At 44.9% G+C, this 16,018-nt stretch carries 17 protein-coding genes; 8 read left to right on the top strand and 9 right to left on the bottom strand.

Going from position 1 to position 16,018, the window contains the following annotated elements:
* Positions 1–159: 159 nt before the first annotated feature.
* Both R7Q11_RS09235 and argR read right to left on the bottom strand, forming a co-directional pair.
* Entirely contained in the window at positions 160–1,128 is a 969-nt protein-coding gene (locus R7Q11_RS09235; RefSeq protein WP_005379657.1) for a TAXI family TRAP transporter solute-binding subunit, read from the bottom strand.
* A 405-nt stretch (positions 1,129–1,533) separates the two neighbouring features.
* Positions 1,534–2,004, bottom strand: a complete 471-nt coding sequence (gene argR, locus R7Q11_RS09230) for a transcriptional regulator ArgR (protein ID WP_005379659.1) — start codon at positions 2,002–2,004, stop codon at positions 1,534–1,536.
* Between the two features lie 359 nt (positions 2,005–2,363).
* Between argR and mdh the strand changes: the two genes are divergently transcribed.
* Both mdh and R7Q11_RS09220 read left to right on the top strand, forming a co-directional pair.
* Positions 2,364–3,299: a malate dehydrogenase gene (mdh, locus tag R7Q11_RS09225; RefSeq protein ID WP_005379660.1), complete on the top strand. Its 936-nt coding sequence runs from the start codon at positions 2,364–2,366 to the stop codon at positions 3,297–3,299.
* Between the two features lie 113 nt (positions 3,300–3,412).
* Entirely contained in the window at positions 3,413–3,604 is a 192-nt protein-coding gene (locus tag R7Q11_RS09220) for a hypothetical protein (protein WP_005379661.1), read from the top strand.
* Between the two features lie 93 nt (positions 3,605–3,697).
* Here the strand turns inward: R7Q11_RS09220 and ispB are convergent, their stop codons facing one another.
* Entirely contained in the window at positions 3,698–4,669 is a 972-nt protein-coding gene (gene ispB, locus R7Q11_RS09215; RefSeq protein WP_005383097.1) for an octaprenyl diphosphate synthase, read from the bottom strand.
* A gap of 256 nt (positions 4,670–4,925) precedes the next feature.
* On the opposite strand from ispB, the gene rplU reads away from it, so the two are divergent.
* The 6 genes from rplU (at position 4,926) to folA (ending at position 8,861) form a co-directional block, all read left to right on the top strand.
* Positions 4,926–5,237: a 50S ribosomal protein L21 gene (rplU, locus tag R7Q11_RS09210; RefSeq protein WP_005383096.1), complete on the top strand. Its 312-nt coding sequence runs from the start codon at positions 4,926–4,928 to the stop codon at positions 5,235–5,237.
* Positions 5,238–5,257: 20 nt separating this feature from the next.
* Positions 5,258–5,515 (top strand): 50S ribosomal protein L27, encoded by a 258-nt coding sequence (gene rpmA, locus R7Q11_RS09205; protein ID WP_005383095.1) that lies wholly within the window; start codon positions 5,258–5,260, stop codon positions 5,513–5,515.
* A gap of 212 nt (positions 5,516–5,727) precedes the next feature.
* A complete protein-coding gene (cgtA, locus tag R7Q11_RS09200) occupies positions 5,728–6,903 on the top strand; it encodes an Obg family GTPase CgtA (RefSeq protein ID WP_005383091.1) in 1,176 nt (391 codons plus the stop codon).
* Positions 6,904–7,098: 195 nt separating this feature from the next.
* Positions 7,099–7,899, top strand: coding sequence for a threonine/serine exporter family protein (locus tag R7Q11_RS09195; protein WP_005379664.1), 801 nt, complete (start codon positions 7,099–7,101; stop codon positions 7,897–7,899).
* Positions 7,899–8,372 carry a threonine/serine exporter family protein gene (locus R7Q11_RS09190; RefSeq protein WP_005379665.1) on the top strand — a complete coding sequence of 158 codons (474 nt, stop codon included), beginning with the start codon at positions 7,899–7,901 and terminating at the stop codon, positions 8,370–8,372. The genes R7Q11_RS09195 and R7Q11_RS09190 overlap by 1 nt, the downstream gene beginning before the upstream one ends.
* Before the next feature lie 9 nt (positions 8,373–8,381).
* Positions 8,382–8,861 carry a type 3 dihydrofolate reductase gene (gene folA / locus R7Q11_RS09185; RefSeq protein WP_017820272.1) on the top strand — a complete coding sequence of 160 codons (480 nt, stop codon included), beginning with the start codon at positions 8,382–8,384 and terminating at the stop codon, positions 8,859–8,861.
* Between the two features lie 269 nt (positions 8,862–9,130).
* Here the strand turns inward: folA and apaH are convergent, their stop codons facing one another.
* The 6 genes from apaH to lptD form a co-directional block, all read right to left on the bottom strand.
* Positions 9,131–9,937 carry a bis(5'-nucleosyl)-tetraphosphatase (symmetrical) ApaH gene (gene apaH, locus R7Q11_RS09180; RefSeq protein WP_017820271.1) on the bottom strand — a complete coding sequence of 269 codons (807 nt, stop codon included), beginning with the start codon at positions 9,935–9,937 and terminating at the stop codon, positions 9,131–9,133.
* A 15-nt stretch (positions 9,938–9,952) separates the two neighbouring features.
* On the bottom strand, positions 9,953–10,333 hold the full coding sequence (gene apaG, locus R7Q11_RS09175) for a Co2+/Mg2+ efflux protein ApaG (protein WP_225466388.1): 381 nt from the start codon (positions 10,331–10,333) through the stop codon (positions 9,953–9,955).
* A 75-nt stretch (positions 10,334–10,408) separates the two neighbouring features.
* Positions 10,409–11,218 carry a 16S rRNA (adenine(1518)-N(6)/adenine(1519)-N(6))-dimethyltransferase RsmA gene (gene rsmA / locus R7Q11_RS09170; protein WP_005379669.1) on the bottom strand — a complete coding sequence of 270 codons (810 nt, stop codon included), beginning with the start codon at positions 11,216–11,218 and terminating at the stop codon, positions 10,409–10,411.
* Positions 11,215–12,213: a 4-hydroxythreonine-4-phosphate dehydrogenase PdxA gene (pdxA, locus tag R7Q11_RS09165; RefSeq protein WP_005383085.1), complete on the bottom strand. Its 999-nt coding sequence runs from the start codon at positions 12,211–12,213 to the stop codon at positions 11,215–11,217. Before pdxA ends, rsmA begins: the two co-directional genes overlap by 4 nt.
* A complete protein-coding gene (gene surA, locus R7Q11_RS09160; RefSeq protein WP_005379672.1) occupies positions 12,203–13,486 on the bottom strand; it encodes a peptidylprolyl isomerase SurA in 1,284 nt (427 codons plus the stop codon). Before surA ends, pdxA begins: the two co-directional genes overlap by 11 nt.
* 59 nt (positions 13,487–13,545) lie before the next feature.
* On the bottom strand, positions 13,546–15,891 hold the full coding sequence (lptD, locus tag R7Q11_RS09155; protein ID WP_005379673.1) for an LPS assembly protein LptD: 2,346 nt from the start codon (positions 15,889–15,891) through the stop codon (positions 13,546–13,548).
* Between the last annotated feature and the right edge of the window lie 127 nt (positions 15,892–16,018).

Raw genomic sequence — 16,018 nt, 5'->3', positions numbered from 1 at the left:
GGATACTCTGTTAGGCGGCGTTTAAGTTTTCTTGGGTATGAGCTCGCAGTTTTCAGAAGAAAACTGGCGAATGAAGCATACAGTTAGAACGTGCTACAACCTGTATGCTCAAACAGGCAGAAAATATTCTTTCCTGCCTGTATGTAGAGTCTGAGGAAATTACTTAATTAGACCCATTTCTTTGTAGTATTTTTCTGCACCTGGGTGAAGAGGAATAGAAAGACCAGCTTTCACCATGTCTTCTTTCTTCAAGTTTGCGAATGCAGGGTGTAGACGCTTGAAGGTATCAAAGTTTTCAAACACAGCTTTTGCCACGTTGTAAGCGACATCGTCTGAAACATCAGAGGTCGTTACCATTGTTGCTGCAACACCAAAGCTGTTTACGTCTTTGTCTGTGCCGCGGTACATACCAGCCGGTACTGAGCTAAAGGCGTAGTATGGGTTGTCGGCAACAATTTTATCGATTTTAGGGCCTGTTGCTGAAACTAGCTTCGCATCACATGATGTGGTTGCTTCTTTGATTGAACCGTTCGGGTGGCCGACCATGTAAATGAAGGCGTCAATTTTGTTATCACAAAGTGCCTGAGAGCGTTCAGAGCCTTTTAGCTCAGACGCCAATTTGAAGCTGTCGTTTGTCCAACCCATCGCTTCCATGACAACGCCCATCGTTGCACGGTCACCAGAGCCTGGATTACCGATGTTTACGCGCTTACCTTTCAGGTCTTCAACGTTTTCAATACCTGAATCTGCACGCGCAATGATGTTGAAAGGTTCTGTATGAAGAGAGAACATTGCGCGTAGCTTCTTGTACGGGCCTTGTTCTTCAAACTTGCTCGTACCGTTGTAGCCGTGGTACTGCCAATCCGATTGCACGATACCAAAATCTAATTCGCCTGCACGGATAGTGTTAACGTTGTAAATTGAGCCACCAGTTGATTCTACTGAACAACGGATGTTGTGGTCTTTACGACCTTTATTTACCAACTTACAGATAGCACCACCAGTTGGGTAGTAAACACCAGTCACAGAGCCAGTACCGATGGTAATAAACTCTTGAGCGTTAACTGCGCCTGCGCCCATTACGGCTGCAGCGATAGCGCCTACTTTGAGAAGTTTGTTAAATGCCATGAATTTCCCTTCCTTATATTCATTATTTACCCGGAAATAACCATAAATCACTTCTGGAGTTTCCTATTTGGAAACGGCACCTTTTTCAATCCAATCGTTTGAAAAAGCGAGCGAATCATAACAAAAAATTGGCAGAAAATTATCCAATTGTTAAATGTTATAGTTGATAAGTCTGAATTTTGTATCAGGGGATAGGATTCAATTTGTGATTTAATTCTTTTTATAACAATTACTTAATTAACATTTAGTGACTGAAATGAAAAAGATCAATTGCGTGATGTTAATCACAAAATGGATGGTTAAAGAATGAGCGGAGTAAGCAAAAAATTTACATAAATTATGGGCTACAAAATGAGACTTCTTTTATAACCCACAATGAGTTAGCTGATTGAAGCTTTATAGAACTTAACCAGTATATTCGAACAGCTCGCACACTGATTTGAAGAGTTGCTCAGTCGTAATTGCCATGGTTGGCGTAATGAAAATGGTATCGTCACCTGCGACAACACCAAGAATACCTTCGGATTTACCGAGTGAATCAAGCAAGCGAGCAATCAACTGTGCTGCACCTGGGCCGGTGTGAATTACTACTAACGCTGCGTTACGATCGATGTCTAGTACCAGTTCACGCAGAGAGCTGCTGACTGTTGGGACACCTAGCTCAGCAGGAAGACAGTAAACCATTTCCATTTTTGCATTGCGCGTACGGACGGCGCCAAATTTAGTCAGCATACGTGAGACTTTAGATTGGTTGATACTCTCAAACCCTTGCTGTTTGAGTGCGTCAACAATCTCGCCCTGTGAGCCAAAGCTTTCTTCTTTTAACAGGGCTTTAAAGGCGCGAACTAAGTTGTCTTGTTTTTCTGAATTGCGCATAGTCATTACAAATCTCTTATTACGGGTCAGCAATTTTGCATATTCTCGCATATATATTCAGGCGGTGCCAAAGAGTCCCAGGATTATGTTAGATGCGTCACTGTAAACTATATACCACATAGAATTCTTTAGCGCGCTGAAGTAGGGCCGTATCTGTTGTCTTGAATTCCTTGTCATTTCAACAGAATAAAAGAATAATCCAAGCCCCATTTGTAGCACGGTAACAGCGAGTTGCGCGAGGTCGCAAAGCTAGCGTTAATTGATTGTAATCAAGTTGTGATTCCGATAGCTTTATTTAAGTTGGTTACAAACTACCCTACGAATACGTTTATAAGAGAAATACTCTCAAGGAGAACTACATGAAAGTAGCCGTTATTGGTGCCGCTGGTGGCATCGGTCAAGCCCTGGCCCTTCTACTTAAGAACCGTCTTCCTGCTGGTTCTGATCTAGCCCTATATGATATTGCTCCAGTAACTCCTGGTGTGGCCGCTGATCTTAGCCACATCCCTACGCCAGTTTCTATCAAAGGTTACGCTGGTGAAGATCCTACTCCAGCACTAGAAGGCGCGGATGTTGTGCTAATTTCTGCTGGTGTTGCGCGTAAGCCAGGTATGGATCGTGCGGATCTATTTAATGTAAACGCTGGTATCGTTAAATCGCTTGCGGAGAAGATTGCGGTTGTTTGTCCGAAAGCTTGTGTTGGTATCATCACAAACCCTGTAAATACAACAGTGCCAATTGCTGCTGAAGTTCTTAAAAAAGCGGGTGTTTATGATAAGCGTCGTCTATTTGGTGTAACAACGTTGGATGTTATCCGTTCAGAAACGTTTGTTGCTGAGCTAAAAGACAAAGATCCAGGTGACGTTCGCGTGCCAGTTATTGGTGGTCACTCTGGCGTAACGATCTTACCTCTACTGTCTCAAGTAGAAGGTGTTGAGTTTACAGCTGAAGAAGTAGAAGCATTAACGAAACGTATTCAAAATGCAGGTACTGAAGTTGTAGAAGCGAAAGCGGGTGGTGGTAGTGCAACACTATCAATGGGCCAAGCTGCATGTCGCTTTGGTCTGTCTCTGGTTCGTGCTCTTCAAGGTGAAGAAGGCGTAGTTGAGTGCGCTTACGTTGAAGGCGACGGCGAACACGCGACGTACTTCGCGCAACCTGTGAAACTGGGTAAAGAAGGCGTTGAAGAAGTACTAAGCTACGGCAAACTCAGCGATTACGAAAAGTCTGCATTAGACGGTATGCTAGAAACACTAAATGGCGACATCAACATTGGTGTTGAATTCGCAAAGTAATCTAGAAAGCCTATATAAGAAGAAAGCCGATCACTTTGATCGGCTTTTTTGATCCTTGATTTCTCAACTTCGTAAAAATGGTCGAATAAAACCACGTAGTGAAGGAGAAGATGATGGAAGCGAGTCGAATCCGTAAAGGCATGGTTGTTGAGTGCCAACAAGGCGTCGGTACGATATTAGTGGTCGACCATGAAGCAGAGACGGTATTGTTGTCCAAACAAGGGACTGAACAGCAGCTCGCCGTTAGCTTTGATGAAATAGAAGATGATCCACAACTGCATGGCGGTAGTGACAGATATTACTAGCGTCTCGGGCGTCGTCATTAGGTATCAAACGTAAAAAAGGAAGAGCATGCTCTTCCTTTTAGCTATAAGCCTTGCGTTATGGGTAGCTATTGATTACTTCGTGCGTTGTACAGCGACATGAGCCAGAGTAACAAGCGCTTGTTTGTATTCAGACTCTGGCAACACTGATAGTTCTGCGATTGCTTTGTCTGCTTCTTCTAGAGCTTTTTGCGTTGTGTATTCCAGAGAGCCTGCTTCTTTCATGACCGCAAGAATTTCTTCTAAGCGATCCATGCCATTCGCTTTCTCAATCGCTTCACGAATCATGATGGCGTTTTCTGGTGTGGTATTACGCATAGCATGGAGTAGAGGTAAAGTTGGCTTGCCTTCGGCCAAGTCATCACCCACATTTTTACCCATGTCTTCGCCATCAGAAGTGTAATCCATGACGTCATCAATGAGCTGAAACGCAGTGCCTAGATACTTACCGTAATTTTGCATTGCGATTTCAACATGCTCAGGAGCATCATTTAAGATTGCACCGATTTGAGTTGCGGATTCAAATAAGCGCGCAGTCTTAGAGTAGATGACTTGCATGTAGCTTTCTTCTGTCGTGTCAGGGTCGTTACAGTTCATCAACTGCTGTACTTCACCTTCGGCGATCACGTTTACGGCATTGCTCATTAGTTTAAGGATCTTCATGGATCCTAGTTCTGTCATCATCTGAAATGAGCGTGTATAGATAAAGTCCCCAACTAATACGCTAGCCGCATTGCCAAATGCTGCATTCGCAGTGGCTTTACCACGGCGCATGTCTGATTCATCTACCACGTCATCATGCAGCAAAGTCGCTGTATGGATGAACTCAATAAACGCAGCTGCCATTGTATGACCATTGCCTTGGTAACCAAGTGCACGGGCTGACAGTATCGCTAAAAGCGGTCTTAGACGTTTGCCTCCACCACTCACGATATAAAAACCGAGCTGGTTGATTAAAGAGACATCAGAATTAAGTTGGGCTTGAATTGTTTCATTCACTTTTGCCATGTCATCGGCAGTAAGCGCTTGGATAGTTTTAAAATCCATCGTATATCCGGCTGAAGTTAGACCCTGCAAGGCTTATTCGATTTATATAATTGTCGAATAATACACTAAAAAACGTTGATTAATACATTACTAAAGGGCATGATTGCCGCACTTTTCTTTGGCGATTAGCTTTTCGCCAATTTTTTCAAAATATGGCTTGTCATAGGAGCATCTATTCTGTAGAATCTGCGCCCTATTGATGATTAGTTTAGCGCACACCCTCAAGAAAGGCTGTGCGGAAAAAGCGGAGTAAAATATGTACGCTGTTTTCCAATCTGGTGGTAAACAACACCGTGTAAGCGAAGGTCAAACTCTTCGTTTAGAGAAATTAGACGTTGAAACTGGTGCAACTGTAGAATTTGATAAAGTTCTTCTTGTTGCTAACGGCGAAGACATCAAAGTTGGTGCTCCTCTTGTAGAGGGCGGCAAAATTGTTGCTGAAGTTGTACAACACGGTCGTGGCGATAAAGTTAAAATCGTTAAGTTCCGTCGTCGTAAGCACTCTCGTAAGCAACAGGGTCACCGTCAGTGGTTCACTGAAGTGAAGATCACTGGTATCAACGCTTAATCTATTAGGAGAGTTTAACAATGGCACACAAAAAAGCTGGTGGTTCTACTCGTAACGGCCGCGATTCAGAAAGCAAACGTCTAGGTGTTAAGCGTTTCGGTGGTGAATCTGTACTTGCAGGTAACATCATCGTTCGTCAACGTGGTACTAAGTTCCACGCTGGTAACAACGTAGGTATCGGTAAAGACCACACTCTATTCGCTCTTACTGAAGGTAAAGTGAAGTTCGAAGTGAAAGGTCCTAAGAACCGTAAGTTTGTAAGCATCGAAGCTGAGTAATTAGGTTTTTAACCAAATTACTTAATAGCTTTAAGCTGAATTCAAAAGCCCTGCCGAATCGGCGGGGTTTTTTATTTGTGGCAGTCGACATATCGAAGTTTCTCGCTAAGATCCTAAGCGATTTGAATCTGGGAGCTTAGATCTGTCATCTGCTAAAATTGTCGGATGACATAGTAAGATTTAATCCACGCACGAAGTAGTCGGAGTAAAAGATGAAGTTCGTAGATGAAGCGGTAGTAAAAGTTCAGGCTGGTGATGGCGGTAGTGGCGTTGTCAGTTTCTGGCGTGAAAAATTCATCACTAAAGGTGGCCCTGATGGCGGTGATGGCGGTGACGGTGGTGATGTTTATATCCAAGCTGATGAAAACCTAAATACCCTGATTGATTACCGTTTCCAGCGCTTCTACGAAGCTGAGCGTGGTGAAAACGGTCGCGGTGGTAACTGTACAGGTAAGCGTGGTAAAGACATTGTTCTTCGTGTACCTGTGGGTACGCGCGCTGTGGATATCCACACAAATGAAATCGTGGCGGAAGTTGCTGAACACGGTAAGAAAGTGATGATCGCAAAAGGCGGTTGGCACGGTCTAGGTAATACGCGTTTCAAATCTTCAGTAAACCGCGCGCCTCGTCAGAGAACATTGGGTACAAAGGGTGAAGTACGCGAAATTCGCCTTGAGCTATTGCTTCTTGCTGATGTGGGTATGCTTGGTCTACCTAATGCTGGTAAATCAACCTTTATCCGCGCAGTATCAGCAGCAAAACCGAAAGTCGCTGATTACCCATTCACGACTTTGATTCCAAGCTTGGGTGTCGTAAGTGTCGTACCAGAGAAAAGTTTTGTTGTTGCAGACATCCCTGGTTTGATCGAGGGTGCAGCAGATGGCGCTGGCCTTGGTATTCGATTCTTGAAGCACTTAGAGCGTTGTCGAGTGTTGCTGCACATGATCGATATTATGCCAATTGATCAGTCCGATCCGGTGCAAAATGCATTGACGATCATTGATGAATTAGAACAATACAGCGAAAAACTGGCAAGTAAGCCGCGCTGGTTAGTGTTCAACAAAGTTGATCTAATGCCTGAAGAAGAAGCGAATGAGAAGATCCAAGAAATCTTAGACGCACTAGGTTGGGAAGACGAGTACTTTAAGATCTCGGCGATCAATCGTAACGGTACTAAAGAGCTTTGTTACAAACTGGCTGACTTTATGGATAACCTACCTCGCGAAGAGGAAGAAGTGGCTGAAGAAGATAAAGTTAACTTCATGTGGGATGATTACCATAAAGATGCGATGGCGGGTAAAGACGTTATCACTGAAGATGACGACGACGATTGGGATGACTGGGACGATGAAGAAGATGACGGTCACGTTGTCTACGTTCGTGACTAATCAGAACGGTCAAACAATGCCTGTTTGCCTATAATTCATTAAGCCGCAATTATTTATTGCGGCTTTTTTTGTATCTAAATCATATTTAGGTGATGTGATTTACGGCACAATAACCGATACGTCGTGTTTTTTGAGGGTTAGTTTAGCCCTCGCGCGTATGAATGAGTAACACCCTAAAAGGAATTAGACTTATTTATGACTCTAGAAACCATACCGCCTAGAGAGTTGGCGGTATCTACTCAACGATCGATTTCTCGTCTTGTCGCCCAAGCCGGACAAATGCTACTTGCTCATGGTGCTGAAAGTACTCTTGTGAGCGATATTATGCGTCGTATTGGCCTAGCTTGTGGGGTGAATGAAGTTGCGGTAGCACTATCAGCTAATGCATTGGTTGTGACGACGGTAATGGATGGGCATTGCATCACCACCACCCGAAGCTGCGCTGATCGTGGCATCAATATGCGCGTTATTACGCAAATTCAACGAATCTGTATCATGATGGAACGTGGTTTGCTCGATTCAACCATGGCGCAGAAAAAGCTGAACGCTATCAGTCCAGAGCGTTATAACCGCTGGTTGGTGGTGTTTATGATTGGCTTGTCTTGTGCGGCATTCAGTCATCTTGCTGGTGGTGATTGGGGAGTATTCATCATGACCTTTTTAGCTTCAGCTGGTGGCATGATCGTTCGCCAAGAAATTGGTCATCGTCATTTCAACCCTCTATTGAACTTTGCTGCGACCGCTTTTGTGACTACCTTAATTTCAGCACAGGCGGAAATTTACCAAATCGGTAATCTACCTACCGTAGCAATGGCATCGTCAGTATTAATGCTTGTACCTGGTTTCCCACTCATTAACTCTGTCGCAGATATGTTGAAAGGCCACATTAATATGGGGATTGCTCGATTTGTGATGGCTAGTTTACTAACGTTGGCGACATGTTTGGGGATCGTTGCTGCGATGAGTGTAACTGGAATTTGGGGGTGGGCTATCTAATGAGTTTATTTGATTTGATGTTTGGCCTGTTGAATGACATGTTTTTTGCGGCGATTCCCGCCGTAGGATTTGCATTGGTTTTTAACGTGCCACAAAGGGCTTTAGTGTATTGCGCTGTTGGTGGTGCGATTGGTCATGGTAGCCGCTACTTGATGATGCAGTTTGGCATTCCTATTGAGTGGGCAACCTTTTTTGCCGCGACGTTAGTTGGGATGATTGGTGTGTACTGGTCTCACCGTTTTCTCGCGCATCCAAAAGTGTTTACTGTGGCTGCTTTGATCCCGATGGTGCCGGGTGTGTTTGCGTACAAAGCAATGATCGCTATGGTAGAGATCAATCATGTTGGCTACTCACCCGAGCTTGTCGCAACCTGTATGGAAAACTTTCTTAAGGCCATGTTTATTATTGCAGGTTTAGCTGTTGGTCTTGCGGTTCCAGGGCTGTTATTCTATCGCCGCAGACCAATTGTATAAGGACCTAACATGATCATTAGTATGATTGCCGCGATGGCCGACAATCGCATCATTGGCAAAGACAATCAAATGCCTTGGCATCTTCCCGCCGATTTCGCTTGGTTTAAGCGTTGTACCATGGGAAAACCGGTTTTGATGGGACGCAAAACCTATGAGTCTATTGGTCGCCCTTTACCTGGTCGCTTGAATATTGTTATCAGCCGTGATGAGACACTAAAGATCGAAGGCGTCACTACCGTAACATCGATTGAGCAAGCTTTGGACGTGGCTGGTGACGTGGAAGAAGTGATGATCATTGGTGGTGGTGCGATTTACGCATCTTGTCTGCCGATGGCCAATAAACTGTATGTAACACACATTGAAGCCGCGATTGATGGTGATACTCAGTTCCCAGACTGGGGAGATCAATTTAAGGAAACTTACTCAGAAATGTATCAAGCCGATGAGAAGAACGCCTACAACATGCGCTTTACTGTGTTAGAAAAGTAATTCGAGATTAACACCGCGTAGTTAATACGGTAATGCCGTTCGTATAACAGCGAGTGGACATTCCAACCTACCGTCATCCTGAAAAGCGACGAAAGAGCGAGATTCAGGAGCCTCTATACGAGTACTTTGTTGTCAAAGGTATTTCTATCTATTCGCAGCGCGAGGATATTAGATTCCTAGTCTCGTTAAGGCTCGTTGGAATGACCCTACAGGAGGTGTTAAGTGACAAGTATTCTTCCTACTATGGATTATCGACTGTTATTCAGTGTTTAACTTAACGCATCCTGAGTAAAAATTTTCTTATCTTCCCAACGGATCATGGTTAGGCTTCCGCCCCAAACGCAGCCAGTATCTAGCCCGATGACTTCGTTGTTCATATAGCCTTGTAGTGCAGCCCAGTGCCCAAAGAGCACCGCTTTGTTTAAGTGGATACGTTTAGGCACATCAAACCATGGAATAAGTTCGTTACCGGAAACTTGTTGCGGTGGCAATTTACAATCCATATCCAAACGACCATCAGGGAAACAAAAGCGCATCCGCGTAAAAGCATTGATAATATAACGGTATCGGTCCAAACCCTGTAGAGAGTCATCCCAGGAATCAGGTTGATTGCTGTACATGTTTTTTAATAGCCAAGGCAGCTCTTCACTTTGGATGATGCGCTCAACTTCACGGGCACACTTTCTCGCTGTTTTTAGATTCCACTGCGGTGATATGCCAGCGTGACACATCACGAACTCGTCATGCTCGGCCAATAGAGGTTGCTGAGCTAGCCATGTCAGTAGTTCCTCTTTGTCAGGGGCCGTGAAAATAGGTGCGGTTCTATCTTTGTCTTTGACCTTTTTTATCCCGTGAGCCACTGCGAGAAGGTGAAGGTCGTGATTACCAAGCACCACGATTGCGCTTGCGCCAAGTGACTTCACAAAGCGTAACGTTTCTAGTGATTTAGGCCCTCTGGCGACCAAATCACCAGCAAGCCAAAGTTGGTCTTTTTTCGCAGAGAAAGATACTTTTTCTAGTAGTCGCTGCAATTCATCAAAACAGCCTTGGATGTCACCAACAATGTAGGTAGCCACTGAATCTCCAATTTACTAATTTAAAACATTTGGAACAGCCAAGCGAAATGGTTCAATTTCGGTGATGAACTCTTGCCCGTTTTCATCCAGCATTTTGTAGTGTCCTTGCATAACGCCGACAGGGGTTTCTAACGCGGTTCCGCTACTGTACGTGTATTCATCATTGCTTGGAATAAAGGGCTGCTGGCCTACCACGCCGTCACCTTCAACCGTCATTTGCTTGCCATTCGAGTCTGTGATTAGCCAGCGGCGGCTCACTAACTGTACGGTTTGTTGGCTAAGGTTTTTGATGGTGATGATATAAGCGAAAACGTAGCGTTGTAGCTCTGGGTTGGACTGTTCTTCGATGTATTTGGTGTGAACTTGAATTTTGATGCAAGGTTGAATGACGTCCATGTGCACTCCTCAGAAACGTAATATCCCAATAATAATAAGCCAAACCTACAAGGGTTTGGCTCATTGTTTGAGTTCTTAGTGCTGCGGGTTATCCGCAAGCCAGTTCGCCATTGCGACGAATTGTTCTAGCGTCAGGTTCTCTGGACGCATGCTTGGATTAACACCTAGCTCTTCTAGTACTTCTGTGCTTAACAACGATTTGTAGCAGTTACGAACTGTTTTACGACGTTGGTTAAAGCCTTCACGACAAACGCGATCGAGCAAACGCAGATCTTTCGCCGGGCATGGCAGCTCTTCGTAAGGCACTAAACGAACAACGGCAGAATCCACTTTCGGTGGTGGAACGAATGCCGTTGGCGGTACTTCCAGTACCGGTACCACTTTACAGTAGTACTGAGCCATTACCGTTAAACGGCCGTAAGCTTTGCTGCCAGGGCCGGCGGCTAAGCGGTTTACCACTTCTTTTTGCAACATAAAGTGCATGTCTTGAATGTCTTTATGGAACTCGAAAAGGTGGAACATCAATGGTGTAGAGATGTTGTACGGCAAGTTACCAAAAATGCGCAGCTTGTTGTTTGGCTTCACTAGTTGAGTGAAGTCAAAACGCATAGCGTCACCCTCATGGATGGTCAACTTATCTGCCAGTTCAGGGTGAGTACGTAGGCGTTCCGCCAGATCGCGGTCTAATTCGATAACTGTGAACTTATCTACTTCACGACCTACTGGCTCAGTGATTGCACCAAGACCAGGACCGATTTCAACCAGGTTTTGACCTGGTTTTGGGTTAATCGCTGATACGATTCCATCAATAATGTATGGATCGTTCAGGAAGTTTTGACCAAAACGTTTACGCGCTTTGTGTCCTAAATGGACATCATTTCTCATTGTTTCTTCTCTACCAAATCTATCGCATGCGTGAGCGCTGTTCGGAAACTCCCTGTATCCGCTTGACCTGTCCCTGCCAGATCTAATGCAGTACCGTGGTCCACCGATGTTCTAATAAAAGGTAGACCAAGAGTAATGTTTACTGAACGACCAAAGCCTTTGTATTTCAATACTGGCAACACTTGATCATGGTACATGCCTAAAACAGCATCAGCATCATTTAAATATTTTTCATTGAAAATGGTATCAGCCGGCAGAGGGCCGATCAGGTTGATACCTTTTTCTTGTCGAATTTTTTCCAGTGTCGGAGTGATGGTTTCGATCTCTTCACGACCTAAGCAGCCATCTTCGCCAGCATGAGGGTTAAGCCCGCAAACGTAGATGTTTGGTTGTGCGATAGCAAACTTTTCTACAAGGTCTTTATGAAGAATATCGATGATTTTTTCTAATCGCTCTTCGGTGACAGCTTTGGACACATAAGCTAAAGGAATATGTGTTGTAACCAGCGCCACGCGTAGTCCTTCCGTTGCTAGCATCATTACGACTAGCGGCGTTTGTGACTTCTCGGCGAAAAATTCAGTATGACCACTGAATGCAACACCTGCGCGATTAATCACCCCCTTATGAACAGGGCCGGTGACAATAGCATCAAATTCATCATTCATACAGCCTAAAGCCGCTCTTTCTAGCGTTTTTAGTACATAGTGGCCATTCGCTTCATTGAGCTCGCCTGCGACCGCAGGTTCCGATATTTGGATATGGTCAACGATAAGCGTGCCCGCTTTTTGTGCTTTAGGTGCTTCTTCTGGATTGTAATCAGACAGTTGGACTTCGATGCCAAGCTGCTTGGCTCGCTCCGTCAGCATATTCTTATCGGCACAGACGACAATTTGGTGCGCCCAATCTTCTTTCGATAGGGCAAGCACTAAGTCTGGGCCGATACCCGCAGGTTCCCCTGCGGTTACGACAATTCTACGAATTGTATTAGTTGTCATTGTTGTCATCCACGATTTCAACAAACGCACTTGCGCGTAGCTCTTGCATCCATGCGCCCGCTTCTTCATTAAATTTACGGTTAAATAGAATACGGTAAGCTTTGTTCTTCATCGCTGAGTCAGTACGGTCAACTTGGCGACGATCCAACACTTCAACGATATGCCAGCCGTGAACGGTTTTGAACGGTTCGCTGATTGAGCCAACTGGCAGAGTTTCTACTTGGTGCTTGAATTCTGGCACGTAAAGATCTGGTGTTTGATAACCTAGTTCACCGTCTTGTGCTGCCGAGCCAGGATCTTGACTGTATTGTGTTGCCAATTGAGCGAACGTTGCTTCACCGGCTTTGATGCGGCGTACAAATTCATTCAGTTGCTTCTTCGCCCCTTCGTCGCTCAGAATCACTGTTGGTTTAATCAAAATATGACGCGCATTTACTTCCGTTACCGCAACCGTTTCTAGGCCTTTTACATCCTCTATTTTTAGGATGTGGAAACCAACGCCACTACGGAATGGACCAATAATGCTGCCTTTGTTTTGCATCTTGATCTGATCAGCAAAGATGGTTGGCATCTCTTCTTTACGCATCCAGCCCCAGTCACCACCTTGTAAAGCTTTAGGACCTTTTGAGTAGGTGTAGGCCATCTCCGTAAAGTCTGCACCTTCGTTTAGCTTTTTCGCGAGCGCTTTAGCTTCTGCTTCTACAGCAGATTTTTCTTTATCGTCAGAGAAGCGCAGTTGAATGTGTCCAATTTTGTATTGAACAGTCGCATTGGTTTCTTGTGATAGTTGCTCAGCAAGGCTATCGACCTCTGCTGGAAGGATATTAATACGGCGACGAACCAGTGCATTGCGAGCTTCTGATGCGGCGATTTCCTTACGAATTTGTTCGCGGAATTCTGGGTAACTTAAACCTTCACTTTCTACAGAAGCGGCGAGTTGTTCTACCGATTGCTCATTATTACGCGCGATCTCTGCAATCGCTTGGTTTAAACGGTTGTCGTCAATACGCACACCAATACGGTCTGCTTCTTGGCCTTGCAACGTGTCAATGATAAGTTTTTCAACAACTTGTTCTTTTAATACGCTGGTAGAAGGTAAGCTCTTTCCACTTTGACGAGCGTTGGCTTGCAGCGTTTTCATCGCTGTTTCGATGTCGCTTTGTAGAACTACACCGTCGTTCACGATGACCGCAACCTTATCGATCTCTACTGGTGCTGCAACCGCTCCGCAAGAGAGTAGGGTCGTGAATAAGATTGATTTCCAAATTTTCATTTAAAATTCCGTCAGTATTTTTGAATAGGCGTCTTATTCATTTAAGACGCCTATTTTGATTAATTGTTCAGATAGAATGGGCGGCCGTACTTAATCGCGTTGTCAGAACCATCCAGTTCTTTGACTGCAGTGTCTTCACGCTGGTTGGTCGCAAAGCCTTGAATACCGAAGTTAACGCTGAAGTTATTTTCGTATTCAGGTGATGCCCCGGTGCTGCCGATAGCTTGGTCTTCCCAACCAAGCAATTGGTTTGAGTAAGTGACGCCAATGTACCAACAGTCAGATTGGTAACGTAGGCTAGCTAACCATTCTAGGTCCGCATTTTCATTGAGGTCGTAGTAGTATTGACCACTCGCAGACCAGTTCGGGTTGAACTCGTAGGCCGCTACAATACCTGCTTGAGAAATACCTTTACGAGTAATTGTGTCTAGGTTTTCGAGAATGATCGTATCTTCGATGTATTCACGCGTAACGTAGCGATAGTTACCCTGAATAAAGCCGCCGTTGAATTGGTATTCCAAGGTACTGTTTGCCAACTGCATGGAGCTCAAATCAATATCGTATTGAATTCCACCGTGATAGAACAAGTAATCGTTGTAGTTGAAATCAGCTTCAATTGCCCATGATGAGTAATTGGTTGTCTCATCCGGAAGATTTGGGCTGTTGCTCAGTTTGGTCTTTTTATCGAAGTAGTAAATCTGACCAAATGAAACGTTAAGACGCTCTTTATAGTCATCATCAAAGAAGCGAGTACTCGCACCGTAGCTTAACTGGTTCGCCGAGGCGATTTTATCAATGCCACTGTACTTACGACTGCGGAATAGCCCGTAGTAGTCGGTTTGTAGCAAGGTGGTATCGTAGTTGTAGATGTTGGTTTGATCTTCTTCAGGTACGTACAAGTACTGCAGCTGAGGCTCCAGTGTTTGTGTGTAGCCCTTGATCCAGCTTGTATCTCGCTCTAAGTAAAGTTGCGCATGCGTACGGAACTCAGGAATAACACGAGAAACTTCATCATCCAACTGGTTTTGCAAGTTTACATCTGTCAAACCCGTTAAGTCTTGAGAGTAATACGTAGAGAGCACACGCGCTTCTGTTGTCCACGTTGCCCATGAGTTTGAGAGTGGTAATGTAAGCCCTGGTTCAATGTGAACACGGGTCGCATTTGGTCGCGCAGCATCGCTCGTATCGAAGCGGCTGACTTGGCTCTTCACGTCAAAGTTAAGGTAATCTCCCCACAACGGCGTGTAGTAGTTCAAGTCTAACTGAGGAAGCAGGCGATAAGGGCGGTTCTCTTCTTTCAATAAGATTTGGAAGTCACGAACGGTTAACGAGGCATCCCAGAAGTCAGAACGATATTGTACTTGTCCTTCTTGAACCAGTTGACCATCTTCACGGTTACCAATGTCGGAGTCGAGATCGAGGAAGTAATCAATATCACTCACTTTTGAGTAATCGACTTTGACTATCCACTGTTTATTGATGATACCGTCGTGTTTAACTTGGTAGCCCCAACGAGACTCGTCCTGATATTTGCGATCACTATTGAGGTATTCGCCTTTGATTTCCCCATTTCCCCAACCATCTGTTAGATAGCGGAAATCAGTATCGAGTTTTGTACCACGTTGCTGCATATAGAGCGTGGTGAGTGTCATGTCATATTGAGGCGCGATGTTCCAATAGAATGGCACCTCGACTTCCATACCATCACTAGAACCGTACGATAAAGAAGGGAAGAGGAAACCCGTTTTGCGCGTATCTCCAATTGGCATGGTTAGATACGGCACATAGAAAACAGGCACATCTAACACTTCAAATCGAGGATGATGCAGCGTCGCTGTCTCTTCATCTTGGTCAACATCGATGCCTGACGCAACCAATCGCCATGAATTATCGCCTTGAGGGCACGATGTGATAGAGCCGTCTTCGAGTTCATAAACCGACTGACCTGTGCGAGCGATATAGGCTGCAGTGCCTCGGCCTTGTTGGCAAAGGAACTGATAATCGGTGTTCTCAAGCGAAAACGTATCTTGATTAATGTCGTTAGTAACACGATCAGATCGAGCTTTGACTTGGCCGTCATTGAAAGTCACGTTGCCTTCGGCAACCACGACGTTGTCTTGTTGGTGCAGCGTTACGCTATCTGCGGTAATTTTCTTCTGGCCTTGGGTGACTTGTACATTACCTGAGTACTGAGCTTTGTCACCATTGATGGCTTGCAGGGTGTCAGCTTCTACCACTACTGGGGTATTAAGAGCGTCCTCCTCGCCACTTGTATCGACCAAACATTGATCTGTGGCGGGCATTTCCTGCACACTATCATGGATATTCGCTTCAGCTTGAGTGGTGGGTACAAACAAGGCGGTGCTGATAGAGGCCGCTAAAAATGTGCGGGAGAAATGTTGCATTGAATTGAACTTTCCTGTGTCACTACTACTCGATGGCTATAGGGCTTGTTGTACCCTAGCGTAATAGCCAAATGAATCAACTATAGTCGCATTTATCCCAGCGTATTGATTCACTGTGGCATAATGA

The sequence above is a fragment of the Vibrio sp. 970 genome (assembly GCF_033339075.1).
The sequence above is the reverse complement of the archived record's forward strand: the minus strand, read 5'-3'. Positions and strand labels throughout refer to the sequence as shown.

Coding starts and splice junctions, on each gene's coding strand:
- R7Q11_RS09235 (WP_005379657.1), bottom strand. CDS start 1,128: ATGGCATTTAACAAACTTCTCAAAGTAGGCGCTATCGCTGCAGCCGTA.
- argR (WP_005379659.1), bottom strand. CDS start 2,004: ATGCGCAATTCAGAAAAACAAGACAACTTAGTTCGCGCCTTTAAAGCC.
- mdh (WP_005379660.1), top strand. CDS start 2,364: ATGAAAGTAGCCGTTATTGGTGCCGCTGGTGGCATCGGTCAAGCCCTG.
- R7Q11_RS09220 (WP_005379661.1), top strand. CDS start 3,413: ATGGAAGCGAGTCGAATCCGTAAAGGCATGGTTGTTGAGTGCCAACAA.
- ispB (WP_005383097.1), bottom strand. CDS start 4,669: ATGGATTTTAAAACTATCCAAGCGCTTACTGCCGATGACATGGCAAAA.
- rplU (WP_005383096.1), top strand. CDS start 4,926: ATGTACGCTGTTTTCCAATCTGGTGGTAAACAACACCGTGTAAGCGAA.
- rpmA (WP_005383095.1), top strand. CDS start 5,258: ATGGCACACAAAAAAGCTGGTGGTTCTACTCGTAACGGCCGCGATTCA.
- cgtA (WP_005383091.1), top strand. CDS start 5,728: ATGAAGTTCGTAGATGAAGCGGTAGTAAAAGTTCAGGCTGGTGATGGC.
- R7Q11_RS09195 (WP_005379664.1), top strand. CDS start 7,099: ATGACTCTAGAAACCATACCGCCTAGAGAGTTGGCGGTATCTACTCAA.
- R7Q11_RS09190 (WP_005379665.1), top strand. CDS start 7,899: ATGAGTTTATTTGATTTGATGTTTGGCCTGTTGAATGACATGTTTTTT.
- folA (WP_017820272.1), top strand. CDS start 8,382: ATGATCATTAGTATGATTGCCGCGATGGCCGACAATCGCATCATTGGC.
- apaG (WP_225466388.1), bottom strand. CDS start 10,333: ATGGACGTCATTCAACCTTGCATCAAAATTCAAGTTCACACCAAATAC.
- rsmA (WP_005379669.1), bottom strand. CDS start 11,218: ATGAGAAATGATGTCCATTTAGGACACAAAGCGCGTAAACGTTTTGGT.
- pdxA (WP_005383085.1), bottom strand. CDS start 12,213: ATGACAACTAATACAATTCGTAGAATTGTCGTAACCGCAGGGGAACCT.
- surA (WP_005379672.1), bottom strand. CDS start 13,486: ATGAAAATTTGGAAATCAATCTTATTCACGACCCTACTCTCTTGCGGA.
- lptD (WP_005379673.1), bottom strand. CDS start 15,891: ATGCAACATTTCTCCCGCACATTTTTAGCGGCCTCTATCAGCACCGCC.